This is a genomic window from Spirosoma sordidisoli, assembly GCF_004138325.1.
GTDB classification, from domain to species: domain Bacteria; phylum Bacteroidota; class Bacteroidia; order Cytophagales; family Spirosomataceae; genus Spirosoma; species Spirosoma sordidisoli.
Window position 1 is genome coordinate 1,252,755 of record NZ_SBLB01000001.1, and the last position, 19,807, is coordinate 1,272,561.

16 protein-coding genes are annotated in these 19,807 nt (G+C 56.9%); 13 read left to right on the forward strand and 3 right to left on the reverse strand.

The features are described 5' to 3' along the window. The first annotated feature begins 25 nt into the window (after positions 1-25). The 8 genes from EQG79_RS05470 to EQG79_RS05505 all read left to right on the forward strand — a co-directional run bounded on the left by EQG79_RS05470 (position 26) and on the right by EQG79_RS05505 (position 10,788). Positions 26-1,612: an MFS transporter gene (locus EQG79_RS05470; protein ID WP_129600449.1), complete on the forward strand. Its 1,587-nt coding sequence runs from the start codon at positions 26-28 to the stop codon at positions 1,610-1,612. Between the two features lie 29 nt (positions 1,613-1,641). Then, entirely contained in the window at positions 1,642-1,869 is a 228-nt protein-coding gene (locus EQG79_RS05475; RefSeq protein ID WP_077919247.1) for a DUF6814 family protein, read from the forward strand. Between the two features lie 109 nt (positions 1,870-1,978). Continuing rightward, entirely contained in the window at positions 1,979-2,191 is a 213-nt protein-coding gene (locus EQG79_RS05480; protein WP_129600452.1) for a hypothetical protein, read from the forward strand. After that, positions 2,184-4,886, forward strand: coding sequence for an ATP-binding protein (locus EQG79_RS05485; protein ID WP_129600455.1), 2,703 nt, complete (start codon positions 2,184-2,186; stop codon positions 4,884-4,886). Before EQG79_RS05480 ends, EQG79_RS05485 begins: the two co-directional genes overlap by 8 nt. 20 nt (positions 4,887-4,906) lie before the next feature. Continuing rightward, the gene (locus tag EQG79_RS05490) at positions 4,907-5,278 is read left to right on the forward strand and encodes a response regulator transcription factor (RefSeq protein WP_077919250.1); all 372 of its coding nucleotides are present in this window, start codon (positions 4,907-4,909) and stop codon (positions 5,276-5,278) included. A 97-nt stretch (positions 5,279-5,375) separates the two neighbouring features. Further along, positions 5,376-7,271 carry an acetate--CoA ligase gene (gene acs / locus EQG79_RS05495; RefSeq protein WP_077919251.1) on the forward strand — a complete coding sequence of 632 codons (1,896 nt, stop codon included), beginning with the start codon at positions 5,376-5,378 and terminating at the stop codon, positions 7,269-7,271. A gap of 267 nt (positions 7,272-7,538) precedes the next feature. Next, on the forward strand, positions 7,539-9,311 hold the full coding sequence (locus EQG79_RS05500) for an ABC transporter ATP-binding protein (protein ID WP_129600459.1): 1,773 nt from the start codon (positions 7,539-7,541) through the stop codon (positions 9,309-9,311). A 76-nt stretch (positions 9,312-9,387) separates the two neighbouring features. Then, entirely contained in the window at positions 9,388-10,788 is a 1,401-nt protein-coding gene (locus EQG79_RS05505) for a PQQ-dependent sugar dehydrogenase (RefSeq protein WP_129600462.1), read from the forward strand. Between the two features lie 57 nt (positions 10,789-10,845). On the opposite strand, the gene EQG79_RS05510 is transcribed toward EQG79_RS05505, so the two are convergent. Further along, a complete protein-coding gene (locus EQG79_RS05510) occupies positions 10,846-11,694 on the reverse strand; it encodes a hypothetical protein (protein WP_129600465.1) in 849 nt (282 codons plus the stop codon). Positions 11,695-11,874: 180 nt separating this feature from the next. Between EQG79_RS05510 and EQG79_RS05515 the strand changes: the two genes are divergently transcribed. Both EQG79_RS05515 and EQG79_RS05520 read left to right on the forward strand, forming a co-directional pair. Further along, on the forward strand, positions 11,875-12,969 hold the full coding sequence (locus EQG79_RS05515; RefSeq protein ID WP_129600469.1) for a fasciclin domain-containing protein: 1,095 nt from the start codon (positions 11,875-11,877) through the stop codon (positions 12,967-12,969). A gap of 123 nt (positions 12,970-13,092) precedes the next feature. Beyond that, a complete protein-coding gene (locus tag EQG79_RS05520; RefSeq protein ID WP_240699278.1) occupies positions 13,093-13,812 on the forward strand; it encodes a 3-keto-disaccharide hydrolase in 720 nt (239 codons plus the stop codon). Positions 13,813-13,817: 5 nt separating this feature from the next. Here the strand turns inward: EQG79_RS05520 and EQG79_RS05525 are convergent, their stop codons facing one another. Both EQG79_RS05525 and EQG79_RS05530 read right to left on the reverse strand, forming a co-directional pair. Further along, positions 13,818-14,972, reverse strand: a complete 1,155-nt coding sequence (locus EQG79_RS05525; RefSeq protein WP_077919256.1) for a DUF1624 domain-containing protein — start codon at positions 14,970-14,972, stop codon at positions 13,818-13,820. A 1-nt stretch (position 14,973) separates the two neighbouring features. Then, complete coding sequence (locus EQG79_RS05530; RefSeq protein WP_129600472.1) at positions 14,974-15,882, reverse strand: 3-keto-disaccharide hydrolase; 909 nt, start codon at positions 15,880-15,882, stop codon at positions 14,974-14,976. A gap of 210 nt (positions 15,883-16,092) precedes the next feature. Here EQG79_RS05530 and EQG79_RS05535 point away from each other — a divergent pair, with 210 nt between their 5' ends. The 3 genes from EQG79_RS05535 (at position 16,093) to EQG79_RS05545 (ending at position 19,622) form a co-directional block, all read left to right on the forward strand. Then, entirely contained in the window at positions 16,093-17,151 is a 1,059-nt protein-coding gene (locus EQG79_RS05535; RefSeq protein WP_129600475.1) for an endonuclease/exonuclease/phosphatase family protein, read from the forward strand. Positions 17,152-17,241: 90 nt separating this feature from the next. Next, entirely contained in the window at positions 17,242-18,195 is a 954-nt protein-coding gene (locus EQG79_RS05540; protein WP_129600478.1) for a TspO/MBR family protein, read from the forward strand. A gap of 173 nt (positions 18,196-18,368) precedes the next feature. Further along, positions 18,369-19,622 carry a DUF418 domain-containing protein gene (locus tag EQG79_RS05545; RefSeq protein WP_129600482.1) on the forward strand — a complete coding sequence of 418 codons (1,254 nt, stop codon included), beginning with the start codon at positions 18,369-18,371 and terminating at the stop codon, positions 19,620-19,622. Positions 19,623-19,807: the final 185 nt, after the last annotated feature.

Consider the following 19,807-nt stretch of genomic DNA (forward strand, 5'->3'; position numbering starts at 1 on the left):
CTAGTCCATTAACCTTGTTTCATTCATGATTACAGAACCCAAGGCCAAACCAGCCACTAACATCCGTTCGCTGATCAGCGTCATCGGAGCCTCTTCCGTCGGAACGCTCATCGAATGGTACGATTTCTACATATTCGGGTCGCTGGCGACGGTACTGGCCACCAAGTTTTTTCCGGAAGGCAACTCAACGGCGGCCTTTCTCTCTACGCTGGCCACCTTTGCCGCCGGTTTCGTTGTTCGTCCGTTCGGCGCGCTGTTTTTCGGGCGGCTCGGCGATCTGATTGGCCGGAAATATACCTTCATGGTCACGCTGCTGCTGATGGGCGGAGCTACGTTTGCCATTGGCCTGATTCCGAGCTACGAAACCATTGGCTTCCTGGCTCCGCTGCTGGTGCTGATCCTGCGCCTGTTGCAGGGCCTGGCGCTGGGTGGCGAATACGGAGGGGCCGCTACCTACGTAGCCGAACACTCACCCAAAAGCGAGCGGGGCTTCTGGACCTCCTGGATTCAGACCACCGCCACCATTGGTCTGTTCGTTTCGCTGCTGGTGATCATGCTCACGCGGCTATCGATGTCTAAAGAAGCCTTCAACGATTGGGGCTGGCGGGTGCCGTTTCTGGTGTCGATCCTGATGGTGCTTATTTCGTACGTCATCCGGAAAAACATGAGTGAGTCGCCCCTGTTCGCCAAAGTGAAAGCGGAGGGGAAAACGTCGGCCAGTCCGCTGAAAGAAAGTTTCGGCAACCGGTACAACTTCAAATTCGTTCTGCTGGCGCTGTTCGGGGCCACCATGGGGCAGGGCGTAGTCTGGTATACGGGCCAGTTTTACGCCATGAGTTTTATTCAGAAAATCTGTAACGTAGAAGCAATGCAGGCCGATGGGCTGATGACCATAGCCCTGCTGATGGGTACGCCTTTCTTCGTGCTGTTCGGCTGGCTCTCGGATAAAATCGGCCGGAAAAGCATCATGCTGGCCGGTATGCTGGTCGCCATCCTATCGTATCGAACCATCTACGAGAAGATGTACCAGACCACCAACCTGAGTAACAAAACCGAAGTGGCCGGTGCTGCCCGAATCGACTCGGTAACCGCCCCGAACCCTAAAGAAGCCGGTGGATTCATTACGACCAAAACCATCGCCAAAGCGTATACCGACGGCACCACCTACGAGGAGGTAATCAAAACAAAAATTGCAGCTACGCCCGCGGCCGAGGCTCCCAAGCCGGAAATCAGGAAGACCGTCACCATCAATGATGCTGACAAATGGACGCTGATCTGGCTGGTTTTCATTCAGGTGATTTTTGTAACAATGGTGTACGGCCCCATCGCGGCTTTCCTGGTTGAGATGTTCCCGACCAAGATCCGGTACACGTCCATGTCGTTACCCTACCACATCGGGAACGGGGTTTTTGGCGGACTGCTGCCGGCCGTAGCGACCTATCTGGCCACCAAGGCTAAAGATGCCAACACGGCCGCGGAAGCCGCCGGAGCCGCCCTGCCCAACGCAGCTCCCTATCTGGAAGGACTCTGGTACCCGATCGGGGTGGCCGCTGTCAGTTTCGTCATTGGCCTGCTGTACATCGACAACAAAAACCGGACAACCCACGACTAATTCATTCTAACCTGTAGACATTTTGTTCCATGAACGCAATCAAAAAATACGCTGGCATTGTCTGGCTGGCGCTGGCGGCTGTTGTCGGCTACTACGGCCTTACCCAGTTCGGTCTGCCCAAACTGACGAGCGGCAAAACCGAAGACCTGGTTTTTGGCATCATCATTCTGTTCGTACTGTTGCCCATTATCGTGGGTGGACTGGTCCGGTTTGGCCTCTACGCGCTCCAGGGCGAGTATGACGATGAAGTCAGCTAGGCCACACCCGTTGTAAATAAAGTGGCAGAGCAGTACCGCTGGCCCGAGACCAGCGGTACTGCCCGAGACCGGCTGTTGATCTGTAGCTATCCCGTAACTGACCTTCCATATGAAAACCCGGCGACTACTGTTGCTAAGCATCGTGTTTATGCTGCTTTTCAACGAGCCATTCCTGTCGATCGTTAACGTACCTGACCTGACGGGTGGGTTGCCTGGCAGCTATGCCTACGTGCTGGTGGTATGGGCCGCTCTGATTGTATCGCTGGTGATCTGCCTGCACGGCAACCACAACGCTGACGATTCATTCCATCCCGATGAATAGCCTCACGCTCATCGTCTGCTCGCTGCTCTACCTGAGTCTGCTCTTTCTGATTGCCTACTGGGCCGAACACCGCACGCATACCCGCCGGAGTCTGGTGAATAACCCGTATGTCTATTCGTTATCGCTGGCCGTTTACTGCACGGCCTGGACGTTCTACGGCAGTGTAGGCCGGGCCGTATCGCACGGGATGCAGTTTCTGACGGTTTATATTGGCCCAACGCTCGCGGCTCCGCTCTGGTGGCTCATCCTCCGGAAAATCATTCGCATCTGCAAAGCCCAGCGCATTACCAGCATTGCGGACTTCATTTCGGCCCGGTATGGCAAAAATCGGGGGCTGGGCGTTTTCGTGACGGGTCTGTGTGTAGCCGGTATCATCCCCTACATCTCTATCCAGATCAAAGCCATAGCGACCAGTTTTTCGGTATTATCGGGCCAGGCGGGTAACGCATCGGAAGGCTTGTTTCTGGGCGACCAGGCCTTTTATATCACACTGGTTCTGACCATTTTCACGATCCTGTTTGGCGCCCGTACCCTCGAAGCGACCGAGCGGCACGAGGGCCTGGTCACGGCCGTTGCGTTCGAGTCGCTCGTGAAGCTGGTCGCTTTCGTAGCGGTTGGTCTGTTTGTCACCTTCGGGCTGTTCAATGGCCCGACGGATATTTTTCAGCAGGCCCGGGCCATACCCGCGCTGCGCCAGCAGTTCACGTTCGGGCCGGGCCATACGTCGGGCGACTGGTTCTGGAATATCTTATTGTCGATGGTGGCCGTTCTGTTCCTGCCGCGCCAGTTTCAGGTTGCCGTAGTAGAAAATACCAGCGAGAAGCACCTCGACAAAGCCATCTGGCTGTTTCCGCTGTACCTGTTCGTCATCAATATTTTTGTGTTGCCGCTGGCCTTTGGGGGCCATATTCTGCTGGGCGACCTCCCCATCGACGCCGACAACTACGTACTGGCCCTGCCGGTGCAGTACGGCCGCGAAGGCCTGGCCCTGCTGGCTTACATCGGCGGATTTTCGGCGGCCACGAGCATGATCATTGTCGAAACGATTGCGCTCAGCGTCATGGTCAGCAACAACGTCGTGATGCCTTTTCTGGTGAGCCGTTCCAACTGGCAGAACCGGTTTGGCGCGGTGTCGAGTACGTTTGTCATCAACATCCGGCGGCTCACGATTGTCCTGTTTCTGGTCCTGGCGTATATATACTACCGAACGGTGTCGCAGCAGTTCTCGCTGGTATCGGTTGGGCTGATTTCGTTCGCGGCTGTCGCTCAGTTTACGCCGGCCATCATTGGCGGTATTTTCTGGAAAGAAGGCAATCGGGCGGGGGCGCGGCTGGGTCTGTATGCCGGTACCGCTATGTGGTTTTACACGCTGATTCTGCCTACGCTCGTACCCGGGCTGCTTCCACCTACGCTACTGACCGAGGGGCCCTGGGGGATTGGTTTTTTACGCCCGCAGAACCTGTTCGGACAAACCGACCTGGAGCCGCTGGCCCAGGGAATTTTCTGGTCCCTGCTGGTCAATGTGCTGGGGTATCTGTGGGGATCGATCAACCGGCCGCAAAGCGCGCTGGAGCACAACCAGGCGGTTCTCTTCGTCGATATTTTCCGGCTTTCGCGCTCCGACGAGAGTTCCGTAGTCTGGAAAGGGAAAGTAGTCGTGTCGGAACTACAGCGGCTGCTCACCACCTTTTTCGGAGCCGACTGGGCCAATCGCGTTATTGAGCGGTATACCAGCCGACATGCACCCGCCACCCCGACCTCCTACGCCGACGCCCGGCTGGTTACCTACTGCGAGAAACTGCTGGCGGGCGCTATTGGAACAGCCTCGGCCCGTACGCTCGTAGCCTCCATTGCGAAGGAAGAAACTATTTCGGTCGATGAAGTGATTCGTATTCTCAAGACCTCGCAGGAGCTGCTTTCGGTCAACAGGGAGCTCAAACGAAAGTCGACGGAACTGGAACAGATGGCTCAGCAACTCAGCGAAGCCAACGAACGCCTGCAGGCAGCCGACCTCAACAAAGCCGAGTTTCTGTCGACCATCACGCATGAGGTTCGTACGCCCATCACGTCGGTGCGGGCACTGGCCGAGATTCTGTACGACACGCCCGATATGAACGATCACTCCCGCCAGCAGTTTCTGGGAACGATTATCCGCGAGTCCGAACGGCTTACCCGACTCATCAACCAGGTGCTGGATCTGGAGCGATTCGAATCGGGGCGGTTACAGCTACAGCTGGAGCCGGTCCTGTTGCGCGATATCGTACGCCAGGCCATCGATACCATACAGCAGCTGATTCGCGAAAAAAACATCAGCATCACGGTACAGCACGACATTCCGCCCACCCCCGTTCGGGCCGACCACGATCGGCTGATGCAGGTATTCATCAACCTGCTCTCGAACGCGGTCAAGTTTTGTGAACCTAACCAGGGCCGAATTGCCGTACTAACATCAGCCGATGGTCCCAACCTGATCGTGAGTATAACCGATAACGGCGTGGGCATCGACCCGGCCTATCACGAGCTGATTTTCGACAAGTTTTACCAGCTCCACCACAAAACCCGCGACAAACCGACGGGTAGCGGACTGGGCCTGGCGATTTCCCGGAAAATTGCCGAATTACATGGCGGCAGCATTCGGGTGGAGAGTCAATTGGGACAAGGTGCTACCTTTACCGTACGTATACCCGTTGACTAGCCATCCGATCACTGATCTCTATGCTTACCGTAGTAATTGCCGACGACGAACCAAACATTCTGCTCTCGCTCGAATTCCTGATGAAGAAAGAAGGACACCGGGTCTTTATTGCCCGCGACGGGGCCGAAGCCCAGGAACTGATCGACGCCGAAAAACCGGACCTGCTCCTGCTCGACGTCATGATGCCCAAAATGAATGGTCATGAACTCTGCCGGTACGTACGGGCGCAACCCGATCTGAACCATGCGAAAGTAATTTTTCTGAGTGCCAGAAGTAAAGAAGCCGATGTGCAGGCCGGTTACGAGGCCGGCGCTAACCTGTACATACCCAAGCCTTTTTCGACCCGCGACCTCGTCAGCCGGATTAATCAGCTAATGAAACCGGTCGGGTAAGTAGGTAGCTATCTATACCAACTTAGCAAATAAATTACCGGCCAAAACGCCGGTGTCATTTACTTTTACTCTCTCATTTACCTTTTGCCCTTCAACTATGCGTATCCGAACCTTTGACGACTATCAGCAGGCCTACCAGCAAAGTGTCGAAGACCCCGAGGCCTTCTGGGCCGGTGTAGCTCAGGAATTCCAGTGGCGCAAACCCTGGACCAAAACCCTACAATGGAACTTTACCGAACCCAATATCAAGTGGTTTGTAGGTGGTAAACTGAACATTACCGAAAACTGCCTCGACCGGCACCTGGCCGAACGGGGCGATCAGCCCGCCATCATCTGGGAACCCAACGATCCGCACGAAGCCGGGGTTACCCTCACCTATCGGATGCTCCACGATCAGGTTTGCCGGATGGCCAACGTGCTCAAGCGCAACGGCGTAGGCAAAGGTGACCGGGTCTGCGTCTACATGCCGATGGTCCCCGAACTGGCCATTGCCGTGCTGGCCTGCGCCCGTATCGGTGCTATTCACTCCGTTGTTTTCGGTGGATTTTCGGCCCAGAGCATTGCCGACCGGATCAACGACGCCCAGTGCCGACTGGTGATTACGGCCGATGGCGCTTACCGGGGCAACAAAGAAATTCCACTCAAAAGCGTTGTCGACGATGCCCTGATCGGCTGCCCCAGCGTGGAGAAAGTAATCGTCATGACCCGTACGCGCACGCCGGTAGCCATGCTGAAAGGTCGCGACGTATGGATGGAGCAGGAACTCAAGCAGGTCACCGCCGACTGCCCGGCCGAAGAAATGGATGCCGAAGATGTGCTGTTCATTCTCTACACATCGGGCAGTACGGGTAAACCCAAAGGCGTGGTTCATACCTGCGGTGGGTATATGGTCTATGCGGCTTATACCTTCGAGAACGTATTCCAGTACGAGCCGGGTCAGGTGCATTTTTGCACGGCCGACATCGGCTGGATTACGGGGCATAGCTATATCGTATACGGACCGCTGGCCTGCGGGGCTACCTCACTGCTGTTCGAAGGGGTACCGACCTACCCCGACGCTGGCCGGTTCTGGGATATTGTCGACAAACATCAGGTCAACATCCTGTATACCGCCCCAACGGCCATCCGGTCGCTAATGGGCTTTGGTCTCGATAAGGTAGAGAATCACGACCTGAGCAGCCTGAAGGTACTCGGCTCGGTGGGCGAACCCATCAATGCCGAAGCCTGGCACTGGTACGACGATCATATCGGTAAAAACCGGTGCCCGATTGTCGATACGTGGTGGCAAACCGAAACGGGTGGTATGCTGATTTCGCCCATTGCGGGCGTCACCAAAACCAAACCTACTTACGCCACCCTCCCACTGCCCGGCGTTCAGCCCATGCTGGTGGATGAAAACGGGAAGGAGATCGAAGGCAACGGCGTATCCGGAAACCTGTGCATGAAGTTTCCCTGGCCGGGTATTCTACGAACAACCTGGGGCGACCATGAGCGCTGCCGACAGACGTACTTCAGCACCTACCCCGGCCTGTATTTTACCGGCGATGGCTGTCTGCGCGACGAAGACGGCTATTATCGGATCACGGGCCGCGTCGATGACGTCCTGAACGTATCGGGCCACCGCATCGGTACGGCCGAAGTGGAAAACGCCATCAACATGCACACGGGCGTGGTCGAAAGCGCCGTTGTCGGGTATCCGCACGACATCAAAGGGCAGGGTATCTATGCCTACGTCATTGCCGACGCCATGCCCGCCGATCATGACGCCGACCTTACCAAGCGCGACATCCTCGCTACCGTCAGCCGGGTCATTGGCCCCATTGCCAAACCCGATAAAATTCAGTTTGTTTCGGGTCTGCCCAAAACCCGGTCGGGCAAGATCATGCGCCGGATTCTTCGCAAAATTGCCGAAGGAGACACCAGCAACCTCGGCGACACGACCACGCTGCTCGATCCGGCTGTTGTTGACGAGATCAAAGCCGGCGCCGTGTAGTTTTGTCAATTAGCGTCTAAAGCCTAAAAGGTCTATGTAACGATCTTTTAGGCTTTTTTGATGTCCTGTATGGCCCGCCCCGCTCCCGCCCACCGGGCCATACAGGACCGCTGGCTGCGCCAGCCTCAGCGGTACCGGCATCAGGCTGAGCGCCCCCGACAGGTTTTTGTCAACGACGTTTCCGGTTCAGGAGACCTTTTAGGCTCGTCTGTTGTTACACCGGCAAATCCCGTCCGCTCACCACCAGGCCGGGCCGTCAACTCCTGTATGAAACTACTTTACAGTTATTTGCGCCGTTACTGGGGCCTGCTGATCCTGGCGCTGCTACTGGCCGCTGTCAACCAGATTTTTTCGCTCCTCGACCCGTATATCTTTCGGAAGATCATCGACCAGTACGTTGTCAAGCCGGGCGGCACCCTGCGCGACATCAACTTCTGGGAATTTCTGCAGAACGGGGCGGGGCTTCTGATCCTCCAGGCCCTGGGCGTAGCCATGGTGAGCCGCATCGCCAAAAATTTTCAGGACTATTACGTCAACGTAATCACCCAGCGGCTGGGCGCCAGGCTCTATACCGACGGCCTTCGCCACTCCCTCGAACTACCCTACCAGGTCTTTGAAGACCAGCGCTCGGGCGAGACGCTCGGTAAGCTGCAGAAAGTACGGTCCGATGTCGAGAAGCTGATCCAGTCGTTCGTCAACGTCCTGTTCACGTCCGTAGTGGGTATCGTGTTCGTGATGTGGTACGCCACTACCGTTTACTGGCCCATTGCGCCGGCTTATTTTCTGACCATTCCGCTGCTGGGTTTCGTGAGCTCGCTGCTCAGCAAAAAAATCAAGAACGTTCAGAAAACGATCGTTGCCGAAACAACGGCCCTGGCCGGCTCGACCACCGAGAGCCTGCGCAACATTGAACTGGTCAAAAGCCTCGGCCTGGCCCAGCAGGAAACCGAACGGCTGAACGCCACGACCGAGAAAATTCTGAAACTCGAGCTGAAGAAGGTTCGCTATATCCGGTCCTTGTCGTTCGTTCAGGGCACCTTCGTGAACCTGCTCCGTAATGCCATTATGCTGCTAATGTTGTTTCTGGTGGTGCAGGGGCGCATTACGGTGGGTGAGTTTTTCTCGCTGTTCATCTATTCGTTTGCCATTTTCGGACCGCTGCAGGAACTGGGCAACATCATCAATATATACCGCGAAACAGAAGCGTCGCTGGCTAACTTCCAGCAGATTCTCGACACCCCGCGCGACGTCAAGCCCGCCCTGCCGCAGCCCGTCAGGGGCCTTCAGACGCTGGCTTTCGATGCGGTTCGGTTCAAACACCTGTCGGCCAGCCAACCCGCCCTCGACGACATCTCGTTCGATGCCCAACTGGGCGAAACCATTGCCTTCGTAGGGCCGAGCGGCTCGGGCAAAACCACGCTGGTCAAGCTGCTGGTGGGGCTCTATACCCCCATGAGCGGCCAGATTCTGTACAACAACATACCCGGCTCGGCCGTCAACCTCGACGAGTTGCGCGAACAAATCGGCTTCGTTACCCAGGATACGCAGCTTTTTGCCGGTACCATCCGCGAAAACCTGCGCTTCGTGGCTCCTAACGCCACCGACGAAGAATGCCTGATGGCACTCCGGCAGGCCGCGGCCGATTCGTTGCTGGCCCGCGCTCCGCAGGGGCTCGATACGGTTATTGGTGAAGGGGGCGTAAAGGTCTCCGGGGGCGAGAAACAACGGTTGAGTATTGCCCGCGCGCTGCTGCGCAAACCGACCCTGCTGGTCTTTGACGAAGCCACATCGGCGCTCGACTCGCTGACCGAAGAAGAGATTGGCCGAACGGTTCGTGAGCTGTCGGGTTCGCACCGGCACATCACCATCCTGATTGCTCACCGGCTGAGCACGATTCTGCACGCCGATCGTATTTTTGTACTGGAACACGGGCGGGTGGCTGAGCAGGGCCGTCACGACGAGTTGCTGGCGCTGAAAGGTCTGTATTACGCCATGTGGCGGCAGCAGATTGGCGAACGCAAAGAACTGGTAGCCGCCTAGCCGTTTACCCATAGCCCATCAATAGTAAAAAAGTCAGCTCTCCCGCTTCATTCGTAAAACAAGTCCCATCCCCCCTATGCTACGCTACACGATTGGCAGCGCCTTTGTGGCCGTGTTTTGCCTCAGCAGTTTTCTGATCGACCGAAAGCCGGCGGCAAAAACGGCGCGCGAAAACTACGAAACCTATTGCTCCTCCTGCCACGGCGAAAAGGTAGAAGCCTTTGTCGATCGCCAGTGGAAACACGGGAAAGAAAAAAGTGACCTGGTTAAAAGTATTACCGGCGGTTACCCCGACCTGGGCATGCCGGCCTGGAAAGGCGTGCTGACCGATAAGGAAATCGACGAGATGGCCGACCTGATTCTGACGAGCCTGAAAAACGTGGATCAGTACAAGTTTGCCAACAAGCCCTCCTCCAACGTATTTACCTCGGAAGGCATGACGGTTCGGCTCGACACGGTGGCGAGCGGGTTCAAGTCGCCCTGGGGTCTGGCCTTCCTGCCCGATGGTAGCATGCTGGTGACCGACCGCACGGGTGATCTGTACCGGGTCGAAAAAGGCAACCAGAAAACCAAACTAACCGGCGGTCCAACCGTACTGGCCGAAGGACAGGGTGGCCTGCTCGACGTAGAACTGCACCCCGACTTTGCGAAGAATCAGCTGATCTACCTGTCGTATTCGGCGGTGAAGCAAGAAGGCAGCGACAAGCTTTCGACTACGGCCGTGATGCGGGCCAAACTGGCGGGTACTGCGCTGACCGATCAGAAGGTAATTTTTGAAGCACTCCCCTACGCCAAAACCCGCCACCACTACGGCTCGCGGCTCGAATTCGACAAGAAAGGGTTTCTGTACATCACAGTTGGCGACCGCGGCAGTGAACAGCAAAACCCCCAATCGCTGGACCGCGACGCGGGAAAGGTGCACCGCCTGCACGACGATGGCCGCATTCCGGCCGACAACCCCTTCGTAGCCAACAAGAGCGCGCATCCATCCATCTATTCGTACGGCCACCGCAATCCGCAGGGTATGACCCTGAACCCGGCCACGGGCGCCATCTGGACCCACGAACACGGGCCGCGCGGGGGCGATGAGATCAACATCGTCAAAAAATCGGCCAACTACGGCTGGCCCGTCATCTGCTACGGCATCAATTACGACGGCAAACCGATCACCAACCTGACGGCCAAAGAAGGCATGGAACAGCCGCTTACCTACTGGTTACCCTCCATCGGTCCCAGTGGCATGGCCTTCGTAACGAGTTCCAAATACCCAGGCTGGAAAAACAACCTGATGGTGGGGTCGCTGCGGTTTCAGTACCTGAACCGGTGCGTCATGAACGGCGACAAAATCGTTAGCCAGGAGAACATCCTGAAAAACATTGGACGGCTGCGCAACGTGACCATGGGCCCCGACGGCTATCTCTACGTATCGGTCGAAGATCCGGGTTACGTATTCCGGCTGCTGCCCGTTACCCAGTAAGGGACTCACAACCCGACAAAAACGCCCGACAGTGCTGCTGCCGGGCGTTTTTGTATTTTACAAAGTTGTCTCATCAGGCCATGGTGTCAGCCTTAACAGAGCACGCATACGTTCTTCGACCAGATCGAGAAAAGAATCGTCGCGCAGGTAGGCCGTGTGCGACAGGGGTGTTTCTGACAGCGGCCACGTACCGGCATTGATCGAAATATCGTCGATGCGGGTGCCCTGCGTATCGTCCCAGATGTCGGCCAGCGGATACCCAAGCACATCGTCCGGATCGAACACGTTCTGCCAGCGGGCTTCGGCTTTCAGATACGCCGGTAGGTTCTGGTGCGGAAATGGAATGCATCGGATGGGGGGCGAAGGCGGCAGAAAGAGCGGAATATTAGAGCCGAACGTGATAAACGACGTGAGCGTTTCGGTCCGCTCGAAAGGCATTTTGCCCAGGCCAACATGCTCCTCATTTTTGTTGTAATGCTGGTCCCAGATGTAATTACTGGCGATTACGCTGCCCAGCGAGTGGGCCAGGATCATCAGGGGCCGGGGTTGACCCTCGCCCAGCCGGGCCGAGAGCTGCTCCAGACTGGTCCGCATACACGCATGAATCTGCCCATACACCGGTTTGCCATCCTTGAAAAAACCAGACAGATAACTCACCGGATCGCCCAGTGCGCTGACAATCCAGCGTCGAAACGCCAGCGCATCCAGCTGATCACGCAGCAGCAACCGACGCCAGGTTACGTCCTGTTGTTTCTGCAGAATGGGTGCCCAGTAACACGCTTCAAACTCGACCTCCCGGGCCGCATCGCCCAGCCGTTTCGTTACCTGATCGATAAGTACTTCGGCATAATCGGGAGCAGGATCGCCCATGCCATGAATAATAAAAACGCCTAGTTTTTTGGTCATGGTTCAGCCCGTTTCGTTGCCCTGAAAGTACGCAAAACATAAATCCCGTTCACTCGAATAGCACTTTTCCAACACAACAACTCATCCCGATGCCCCGTTAACCTTCCAACTACCTCTCGTTACGCAACAATGACGACAGGATTGCTTACTTAATTAGTCAACAATTTACCAACTCAACGTATGACCATTCATCTCAATTTCAACACATTCCGATCAGTGGCAGCGGCCTGCCTGCTGAGTTCGGTTGCCTTTCTGAGCAGCTGTACCAATAGCCCCGATCCGCAACCGGTTCCGCCTACGACAACCAATCCAGGTTCGGGCACGGCTACTACGCCCGGCACCGGCACGGCCACGACACCCGGCTCCGGCACATCGACGACGCCTGGTTCAGGCACCACAACTCCCGGCTCGAACCAGACCGTTGTGGCCTCGTATGATTACATCAAGCAGAAAGATAATCTGACGTTCCTGACGGCCGCCATTGCGCAGGCTGGTCTGGTTGCGGATGTGAACAAAGGCGCACTGACCATCTTCGCCCCCTCCGACGACGCCTTCCGGGCGGCTGGTTACGCCAGTGTGGCCGCAGTGAGCGCTGCGCCAGCGGCTGACCTGAAGCGGATTCTGCAATACCACGTTATCGGGTCGCTGATCGACCTGTCGTCCATCCCGACGCGGGTGAATACCTCCTATCAGACCACCTTGCCCAATACGCAGGTGTCGGTTTATAAGGTTAGCAACAGCGACGTCAGCATCAACGGCGCGAAGGTTACCCAGGGCGACATTCCGACCACAGGCAGCACGATCCATATCATCAACAAGGTGCTGATGCCGCCAACGATCAACGCAGCCGACGTGGTAAAAGCCAACAATGATCTGTCACTGTTCGTAGCGGCCGCCAACCGGGCGGGTACCAGCATTCAGAACATTCTGAGCAACAGCACGCAGAATGGCGTAACCGTTTTCGCGCCCAACAACGCAGCCTTCAACGCAGCAGGCTATGCCAACGTGGCGGCCATTGAGAAAGAAGACCCGAAAAAACTGGCTGATCTGCTGGCCTACCATACGCTGAACTACCGGGCCTTTGCGCAGACGTTCCAGAACGGGGCCGACGTGGTAACGGCCCAGGGATCGAGTGTGCGGTTCAACGTAGCCGATGGTAAAGTGACCATTTTGGGTAAAGGCAACGGGACCAGCTCGGCCAACATCACCCAGGCTGATGTAGTGGCCAACAACGCCGTTATTCATGTCATTGACCGCGTACTGCTGTTCCAGTAGTAGCTGCAGACAGGAGGTAGTTAGGCGTGCCCCGTTTCGGAACGGGGCACGCTTTGTTTTAGGCCGGACAGTAGCGAACGACTTCGGCCCGTCTTTTACAACAAACACGTTTTCATACAGCCCATGCGCTTCCGGTTTCTTTTGTCTGCCCTACTCGTTCTGACTGCCAGCCTGATGCAGGCTCAGAATACCCTAACCTCACAGGAAAAGAAAGAGGGCTGGACCCTCCTCTTCAACGGCCAGAACACCAACGGCTGGCATACCTACGGCGGCAAAGGAGTCGGCTCGGCCTGGCGCGTGGAGCAGGGGGCACTGCACCTGTACGTGCCGAACCGGATCGGTAACAAAGCCGCTAACGGGGGCGACCTGGTTACGGATGCCTCGTTCACCGGCGATTTTGAGTTCAAGGCCGATTGGAAAGTAGAACGGCTGACCAACAGCGGCATTTTCTTTTTCGTGCAGGAATCCCCCGCCCACAAGAACGTATACGATACGGGGCTTGAGCTTCAGGTTCTCGACAACGCCATTTATGAAGGAGCCGACGAGAATAAGCACCGGGCGGGCGATTTCTTCAGCGTAGCCAACGCCCGCGTTCGTGAGGTCAACCCGGTCGGTTCGTGGAACCAGGTGCATTTCGTGATGAAAAAGAACACGCTGACCGTATCGCTGAACGGGTTTACGATCCACGAGTACACCCTCAACAGCCCCGAATGGAAACAGCGGGTGGCCGCCAGTAAGCTCAAAGACGCCCCCATCGGCAAAGGCCAGTATATCGGCCGGATTGGTTTGCAGGACTGGGGCAGCCCCGTCTGGTTTCGCAATGTCAAGTTCCGTCGTCTCTAGCGTTCTTATAGATACCGCAGCCAGGTCAACTCGGGGTGAGCGGCCTTGTAGCGACCATACCAGCGGCAGAGCGGATACAGAACAGCCACCAGCGCAAGCCAGACCCCATAAACGCCCCCCAGCGATATACCTGCTCCTTCGGGCCGGCCAAAGTTGAGCGGTCCCGAAGGCACATCGGCCCAGGTGTAGCCCTGCGCAAACGACATCGCCAGCATAGACAGGTGAACGAGGTACCAGTGGATGAGGTAGTAGAACATAGGCACCTGCCCGTATACCGTCAGCAGGCGGGTCAGGGCATTGCTGGCGCCGTCGGCAGCGGCCAGTATCAGCAGCGCCAGTCCGATGGTTACGGCCGTGTAGAGCAGCGAGGGCGGGTATTTACTCACGTTCAGGAACGAAAGCACCGTCAGTAAACCATTCTTCTGTACCGACCAGGGTGCCGGATCGCCATAGAGGTTCAGGAATCGAAGCGCCAGAAAAAGACCCAGCGCCCCCAGGCCCAGTTGCCACAGCAGCGGTCGGCGACTGGTAGCGGGCTGCTCAAACAACCGCCCGGCCGCGAAACCCAGCAGCATAATGCCCAACCAGGGAATGAGCGGATAACCGACCAGCACCGTCAGTTCCGGGCTTACCACAAACACGTTGGTTCGGAACAGCAACGACCATACAAAACTCCCCACCGGGTTAGCAAACGGCGCAAACGGCAGTAGGTTGTGCAGCAGCACAATACCGAACCCGATACCGGCCACCCACCGAACGGGTAACCTCGCCAGCAGCGACAGCATCATCAGCCCGCCCCCGATGGCAAAGATGACCTGCAGCATAAGGCTCCTGAACTGAATGTCGAACCAGAACGCGAAGTTGATGACGGTCAGCTCCAGCACGATCAGCACCAGCCCCCGTTTCAGCAGGAAGCGCCGGGCTGCGGGAGAGTTGCGCTTCCGCAACGACAGATAAGCCGATACCCCCGACAGAAATACGAAGGTCGGGGCGCAGAGGTGGGTAATCCAGCGGGTCAGAAAAATGGCCGGGGTTGTCGTGGCCAGATCGGTCGGGTTCTGCGTCAGGGCGGGTGTGTGGAGCAGGTCGCGGACATGATCGAGGGCCATGATGACCATGACCAATCCCCGCGTCACGTCGATTGTCGTAATCCGGTTCATGTTATTTCTTGCGTCCGTACTGGCATCGGGTGTTGTCGGACTTTACGTAATAGGATTTGTAGTTCAGCGCCTTAGGATCGGTACAGCCTTTGAGTTCGAGAATCTCGACCGAGCGGAAGTCGATCGGGTGGCTCTCGGCCTGCAGCGCAATATAGCCTTCGCCGAGTGGTTTGTTAGCCCGGCTGGCCCAGTAATCGACATTCTGAATCCCGGCCGCTTTCCAGTCATACTCGTCGCTGATGAAATAGCTGCTCACCCGGGGCCGCTGGTAAGTCAGCACCGTATCGCCATCCACCAGATGATGAATGACCGAATCGCCCAGCACGATGGCTTCGGCCGTTACCCACTGGTCGCCGTCGTAGGTTTTTGAGTCCGAGTCGATGCAGTGGGCGGGGTTCAGCTTGCCATCCATGTAGACCTCCGTGCCGGGGGTGCAGAGGTTAGCGGTATGGCGTGGCCCCTTCCCCAGCCCGCCCAGTAGCTGTAGCTCGAGCGACACCGGAAAATCCTGTCCCAGCGACAGACTCGCGGCCGACTGCGAATGGAGCATGACGCCACTGTTGCGCACGTTCCAGGCCGCTCCGCCTTTGGTTTGCTGACCAACGAACCGGTACGTGAATCGCACTCGGTAGTGCGAGTAGGGTTTCTTGTAGTACAGGTGCCCGTATTTGCCGTCGAAGCTGGTGTACTGATCATAGGCTAGTCGCATAATGCCATTCTCGACCCGGAATGTATTCTTGTAATTATCATTCAGGGGCTGGCCCGTGATTTTGATATCCCAGCCTGTCAAGTCTTTTCCGTTGAAGAGCGGCTCCCAGTCCTGACGGTTGGGGTTAGCCTGGGCAAGGGCCAGGCCCAGGCCTGATGTAATGAAAAGCAGACCAGCGAGCAAGAGTGTACGCAATGGCATAACGAGTGGGGTTAACTACGTGTAAGGCAGGCTCACGAATACGATCAGTGTGTGAGCACGACGGCGCCGAAACCAGGTTCAGAGAATCCGTACAGAGCCTGTAGGGCAGAAAGGCGATAACCGCCGGTAGCCTACTGCCTGTACAGACCAGAAAGCCCTACTGCTGACGCTGGTGAAGGCTTTTTCGTAGCTTTGGGGCCCGGATAGGCTATGGTTCGACCTTCTTCACCCTTGACAATCGGCTCGTACTGGCAGCGCGTTTGCCCGTATCTGACCTCGCCCGACTGGTGGCTCTGGTGGGGATCGGTAGCGCTCTTCGGCAGCGTGGCGCTGGGCAGCGCCCTCGGCCGGCTCTACTTCTTTGAGTTGTTCAGTCATTTTCAGGTTCAGTATACAGTGGTTGCGCTGGCCTTGCTGCTGGCAAACGGGCTACGCGGGCTGATCTACCACCGATGGGGGCGGCCCTGGGTCCTGCTCCTGACGCTCGCGCTCCTGGGCTGGAACCAGACAAACTACGCAGGCTGGTGGCACCCCGGCGACTACGACCAGCCCATTCTGCCCCCGCAGGGCGACGTTCGGGTCTACCACGCCAACGTGCTCGTTACCCGCAGCGAATACGAGACAACCCTGGCCAGCCTCCGGACGCAACGGCCCGACCTATACGTACTACAGGAAATGACACCCGCCAGCATCCGGCACGTTACGACCCGCCTTCGCGGAGCCTATCCGCACTGGTTCGCGTGCTGGTCGAAGAAACGGTTCTGGATACTGGTCGGTAGCCGCACGCCCATCCGGGTCGATACGGCCCTGGCCCGGAACCACCAGCTCATTACCCTCACAACGGTTGTGAACGGCCAACCCATGGCGCTGGTTACCGTTCATCCGCGTATCCCGCTGCTCCCATCCTGGTTCAGGGGTCGTAATGCCCAACTGGCCGAAGCCGCCCGCCGAACCCGATACCACAGCCTGCCCGCCCTGCTCATCGGCGACTTCAACATCAGTATTTTCTCGCCCGTGTATGCCGATGTGTTTGGCCCGCCCAACGCCGTTCCCGCTACAGCCGGGCGTTCCAACATACCCGCGCTAATCAGCGGTCGGCATACGCGCACCCAGCCAACCTGGCCCACCTTCTTTCCGCCCCTCCAGCTTCCGATCGACCACGCCTTCGTCAATGCGGGCTTTCAGTTCAGTCAGTTCCGAACGCTTCCGCAGACTGGCTCTGACCACCGCGCCCTGCTGGTCGACCTTCGGTTTGCGGGCCGACCCTGATCGGCAAACATCTTGGCACGCCGGTAGGTTTTGTGTATAAAAATCGGGGCAGTTGCCACGCGGCCGGCCCGACAGCTAACCACTATCGTTATGAAAAACTCATCAATCTGGCGCATCGCCACGGCGGTACTGGCCGTCGGCAGTATTATCTATACCACCACCTCCAGTGCCCGTTCGCGTCGGGCAGGCAAACAGATGCAACAGGCCGAATCAGAACCAGAATTCGATGTGCCGGTCGAATACCAGAACGTATTCGACCGAAATCTGATCATTCCGGCTGGCTGGGCGTTTGGTGTGGTCTGGTCAACTATTTATTCGGGGCTGGGGGCATTGATGGTTCACCAGGCACTGCCAGGTCAGGCGTATAACCCACGCTATCAGAAAGCCTTACCGTGGTGGCTAACCAGCTGGACCCTCAACGCCATCTTTGGCCGTTATTTTTCGCAGGATGATAAACGCAGTATTGTCGTATCCGATCTGACAACAAAAGCCAACCTCGTAGCGGCCCTGGGCTTACACCATGCGCTCGAAATTGGTAAAACCGACGTACCTACTCCCGAAAAATACCTGCGGATTCCGGTCAGTCTGTATACCGGCTGGCTAACAGCCGCCACTGTTGTCGGCACCCCCGATACCCTCCTGACTCTCGATGCCTGGGAGACAGATGACGAGCGGGATGTGCCCGTAGCGGCAGGTATTCTGAGCGCCACAGCTGGCGCGGGTTATCTGGTAGCGCGCCAGCTCAACGATCCCTGGTTCATGCTCCCGTTTGTAGCCGGTTTTGGCGGCATCGCTTCCCGCCAGTGGAATCGCTACCCGGTTGTAGGGCTGACGGCCGCCGGTCTGGCAGCTGCGTATGTCGGTTTGCTGGCCTACTGGCTTCCCAAAGGCAAGTTCCGTGACCACGACCGTACGGTTCTCGACGCAGCTGTAGTCGACCCCGATTATCAGGACAACCCGGCCGATGTGTATTCGGGGCTTCAGCACGAAACCAACATCGAACGAGAACGCATGACGCCGATCGAAGCCGAAGGACTGGATTGATGATTATCTTTCCGAGTCTGTTTTTCCTGAAGACCGCCCGATATGGGCGGTCTTTTTTTGTTGCGAGCAACGTTTATCAGGCTATTTCGTCATTGGTGTAACTACGCTTTGCTTTACCCGGCAAAATGACTGTATTGGTATCAATACTTTCTTGCTCCTAATCCTGATCCGTTATGTACGCTCCTGACACCCCCACCTTTCCGGCACCAGTCAGCAAACCAACCCGTATTCAGGTTGTGGATGCGCTGCGCGGTTTTGCCCTGCTCGGCATCTTGATTGCCCACGTATCGGTCTGGTTCGATGGTGGCCCGTTACCCGGCTCGGTCTACCAGATCAACAGCCAGGGAGCCGCCAATATGGTAGCCCAAACGTTTGTCGGTATATTTATCAGCGGTAAGTTTTACACCTTTTTCTCGTTCCTGTTCGGGCTGAGTTTCGCACTCATGCTAACCCGTTCTACCGATTCTGACGGCACGTTCCTCCGACGATTTGCCTGGCGTCTGCTCATCCTGGGTGCCATCGGATTTCTCCATCACCTGCACTGGCGGGGCGACATTCTGAGCATTTACGCCATGCTGGGTTTTGGCATGCTCCTGTTCCGGAACGTACCAACCCGCTGGGTGCTTGTTGCGGCCATACTGCTGGTTCTGAACGTACCGGCCCAGATACGAAATAATTATAATCAGTTCATGGCTCCACAACCCACGAAAGCTCAGAACGAACAGCGGCAAAAAGAGGACGAAAAACTGGTGGAGGCCAATTACAAAGTCATCAAGCAAGGCACGTACGCAGAGGTTGTCCGCGTAAATCTGAGCGAGTTCAAAACCAAGATGCAGTTCCAGTTCGAGAGCGGGCGTATCTATATCACCCTGGGTTTCTTCCTGCTGGGCTTGTATGCCGGTCGCCGGCGCTTGTTTCAGCAGCTCGGCGAATACCGTCCGTTTTTCCGGCGGCTGACAAAGTATACGGGGCTGCTGGTCCTGGGCATCATCCTTCTGTTTGTAGCGGCCATACTAACCATCGGCCCCAACAACCAGCCTCCCAAAGTAATCGAGGTTATTTTCGGGTTTCTCTTCGACCTGGGGAATGCTGCCCTGACGGTATTTTACATCAGCGGCTTAACCCTGCTGTTCCAGCGGCTATCCTGGCAGCGGGTTGTTTCACCGCTGGCTGCCGTTGGGAAGATGGCCCTGACGAATTACATCCTGCAATCGGTCATCGGCACGCTGCTCTTCTACGGCTACGGCCTCGGCCTGATTGGCGAAATCGGAACGGCTATGGTGTTGTTGCTTACTATTCCCGTTTTTCTAGCGCAGGTGCTGTTCAGTCAGTTTTGGCTATCTCGCTTTCACTACGGCCCCCTGGAGTGGCTTTGGCGCTCGCTAACGTATCTGAAACCACAACCCATGCAGGCCCGCCATTCGTAAACCACCGCCACCGTCTCCTGCCCTCACGAACTCCAGCGAAGCAACATGCCAATAGCCTGGCAACAACCTAACCCCAGCGGGGCGGCATGTCCATAGCTAATAACCGAGATATCACCGCAACCCAGCTCCGTGAGGGCGGCAGGAATTATGCCATGCCGCCCCCACGGGGCTTCTCTAGTAACCCC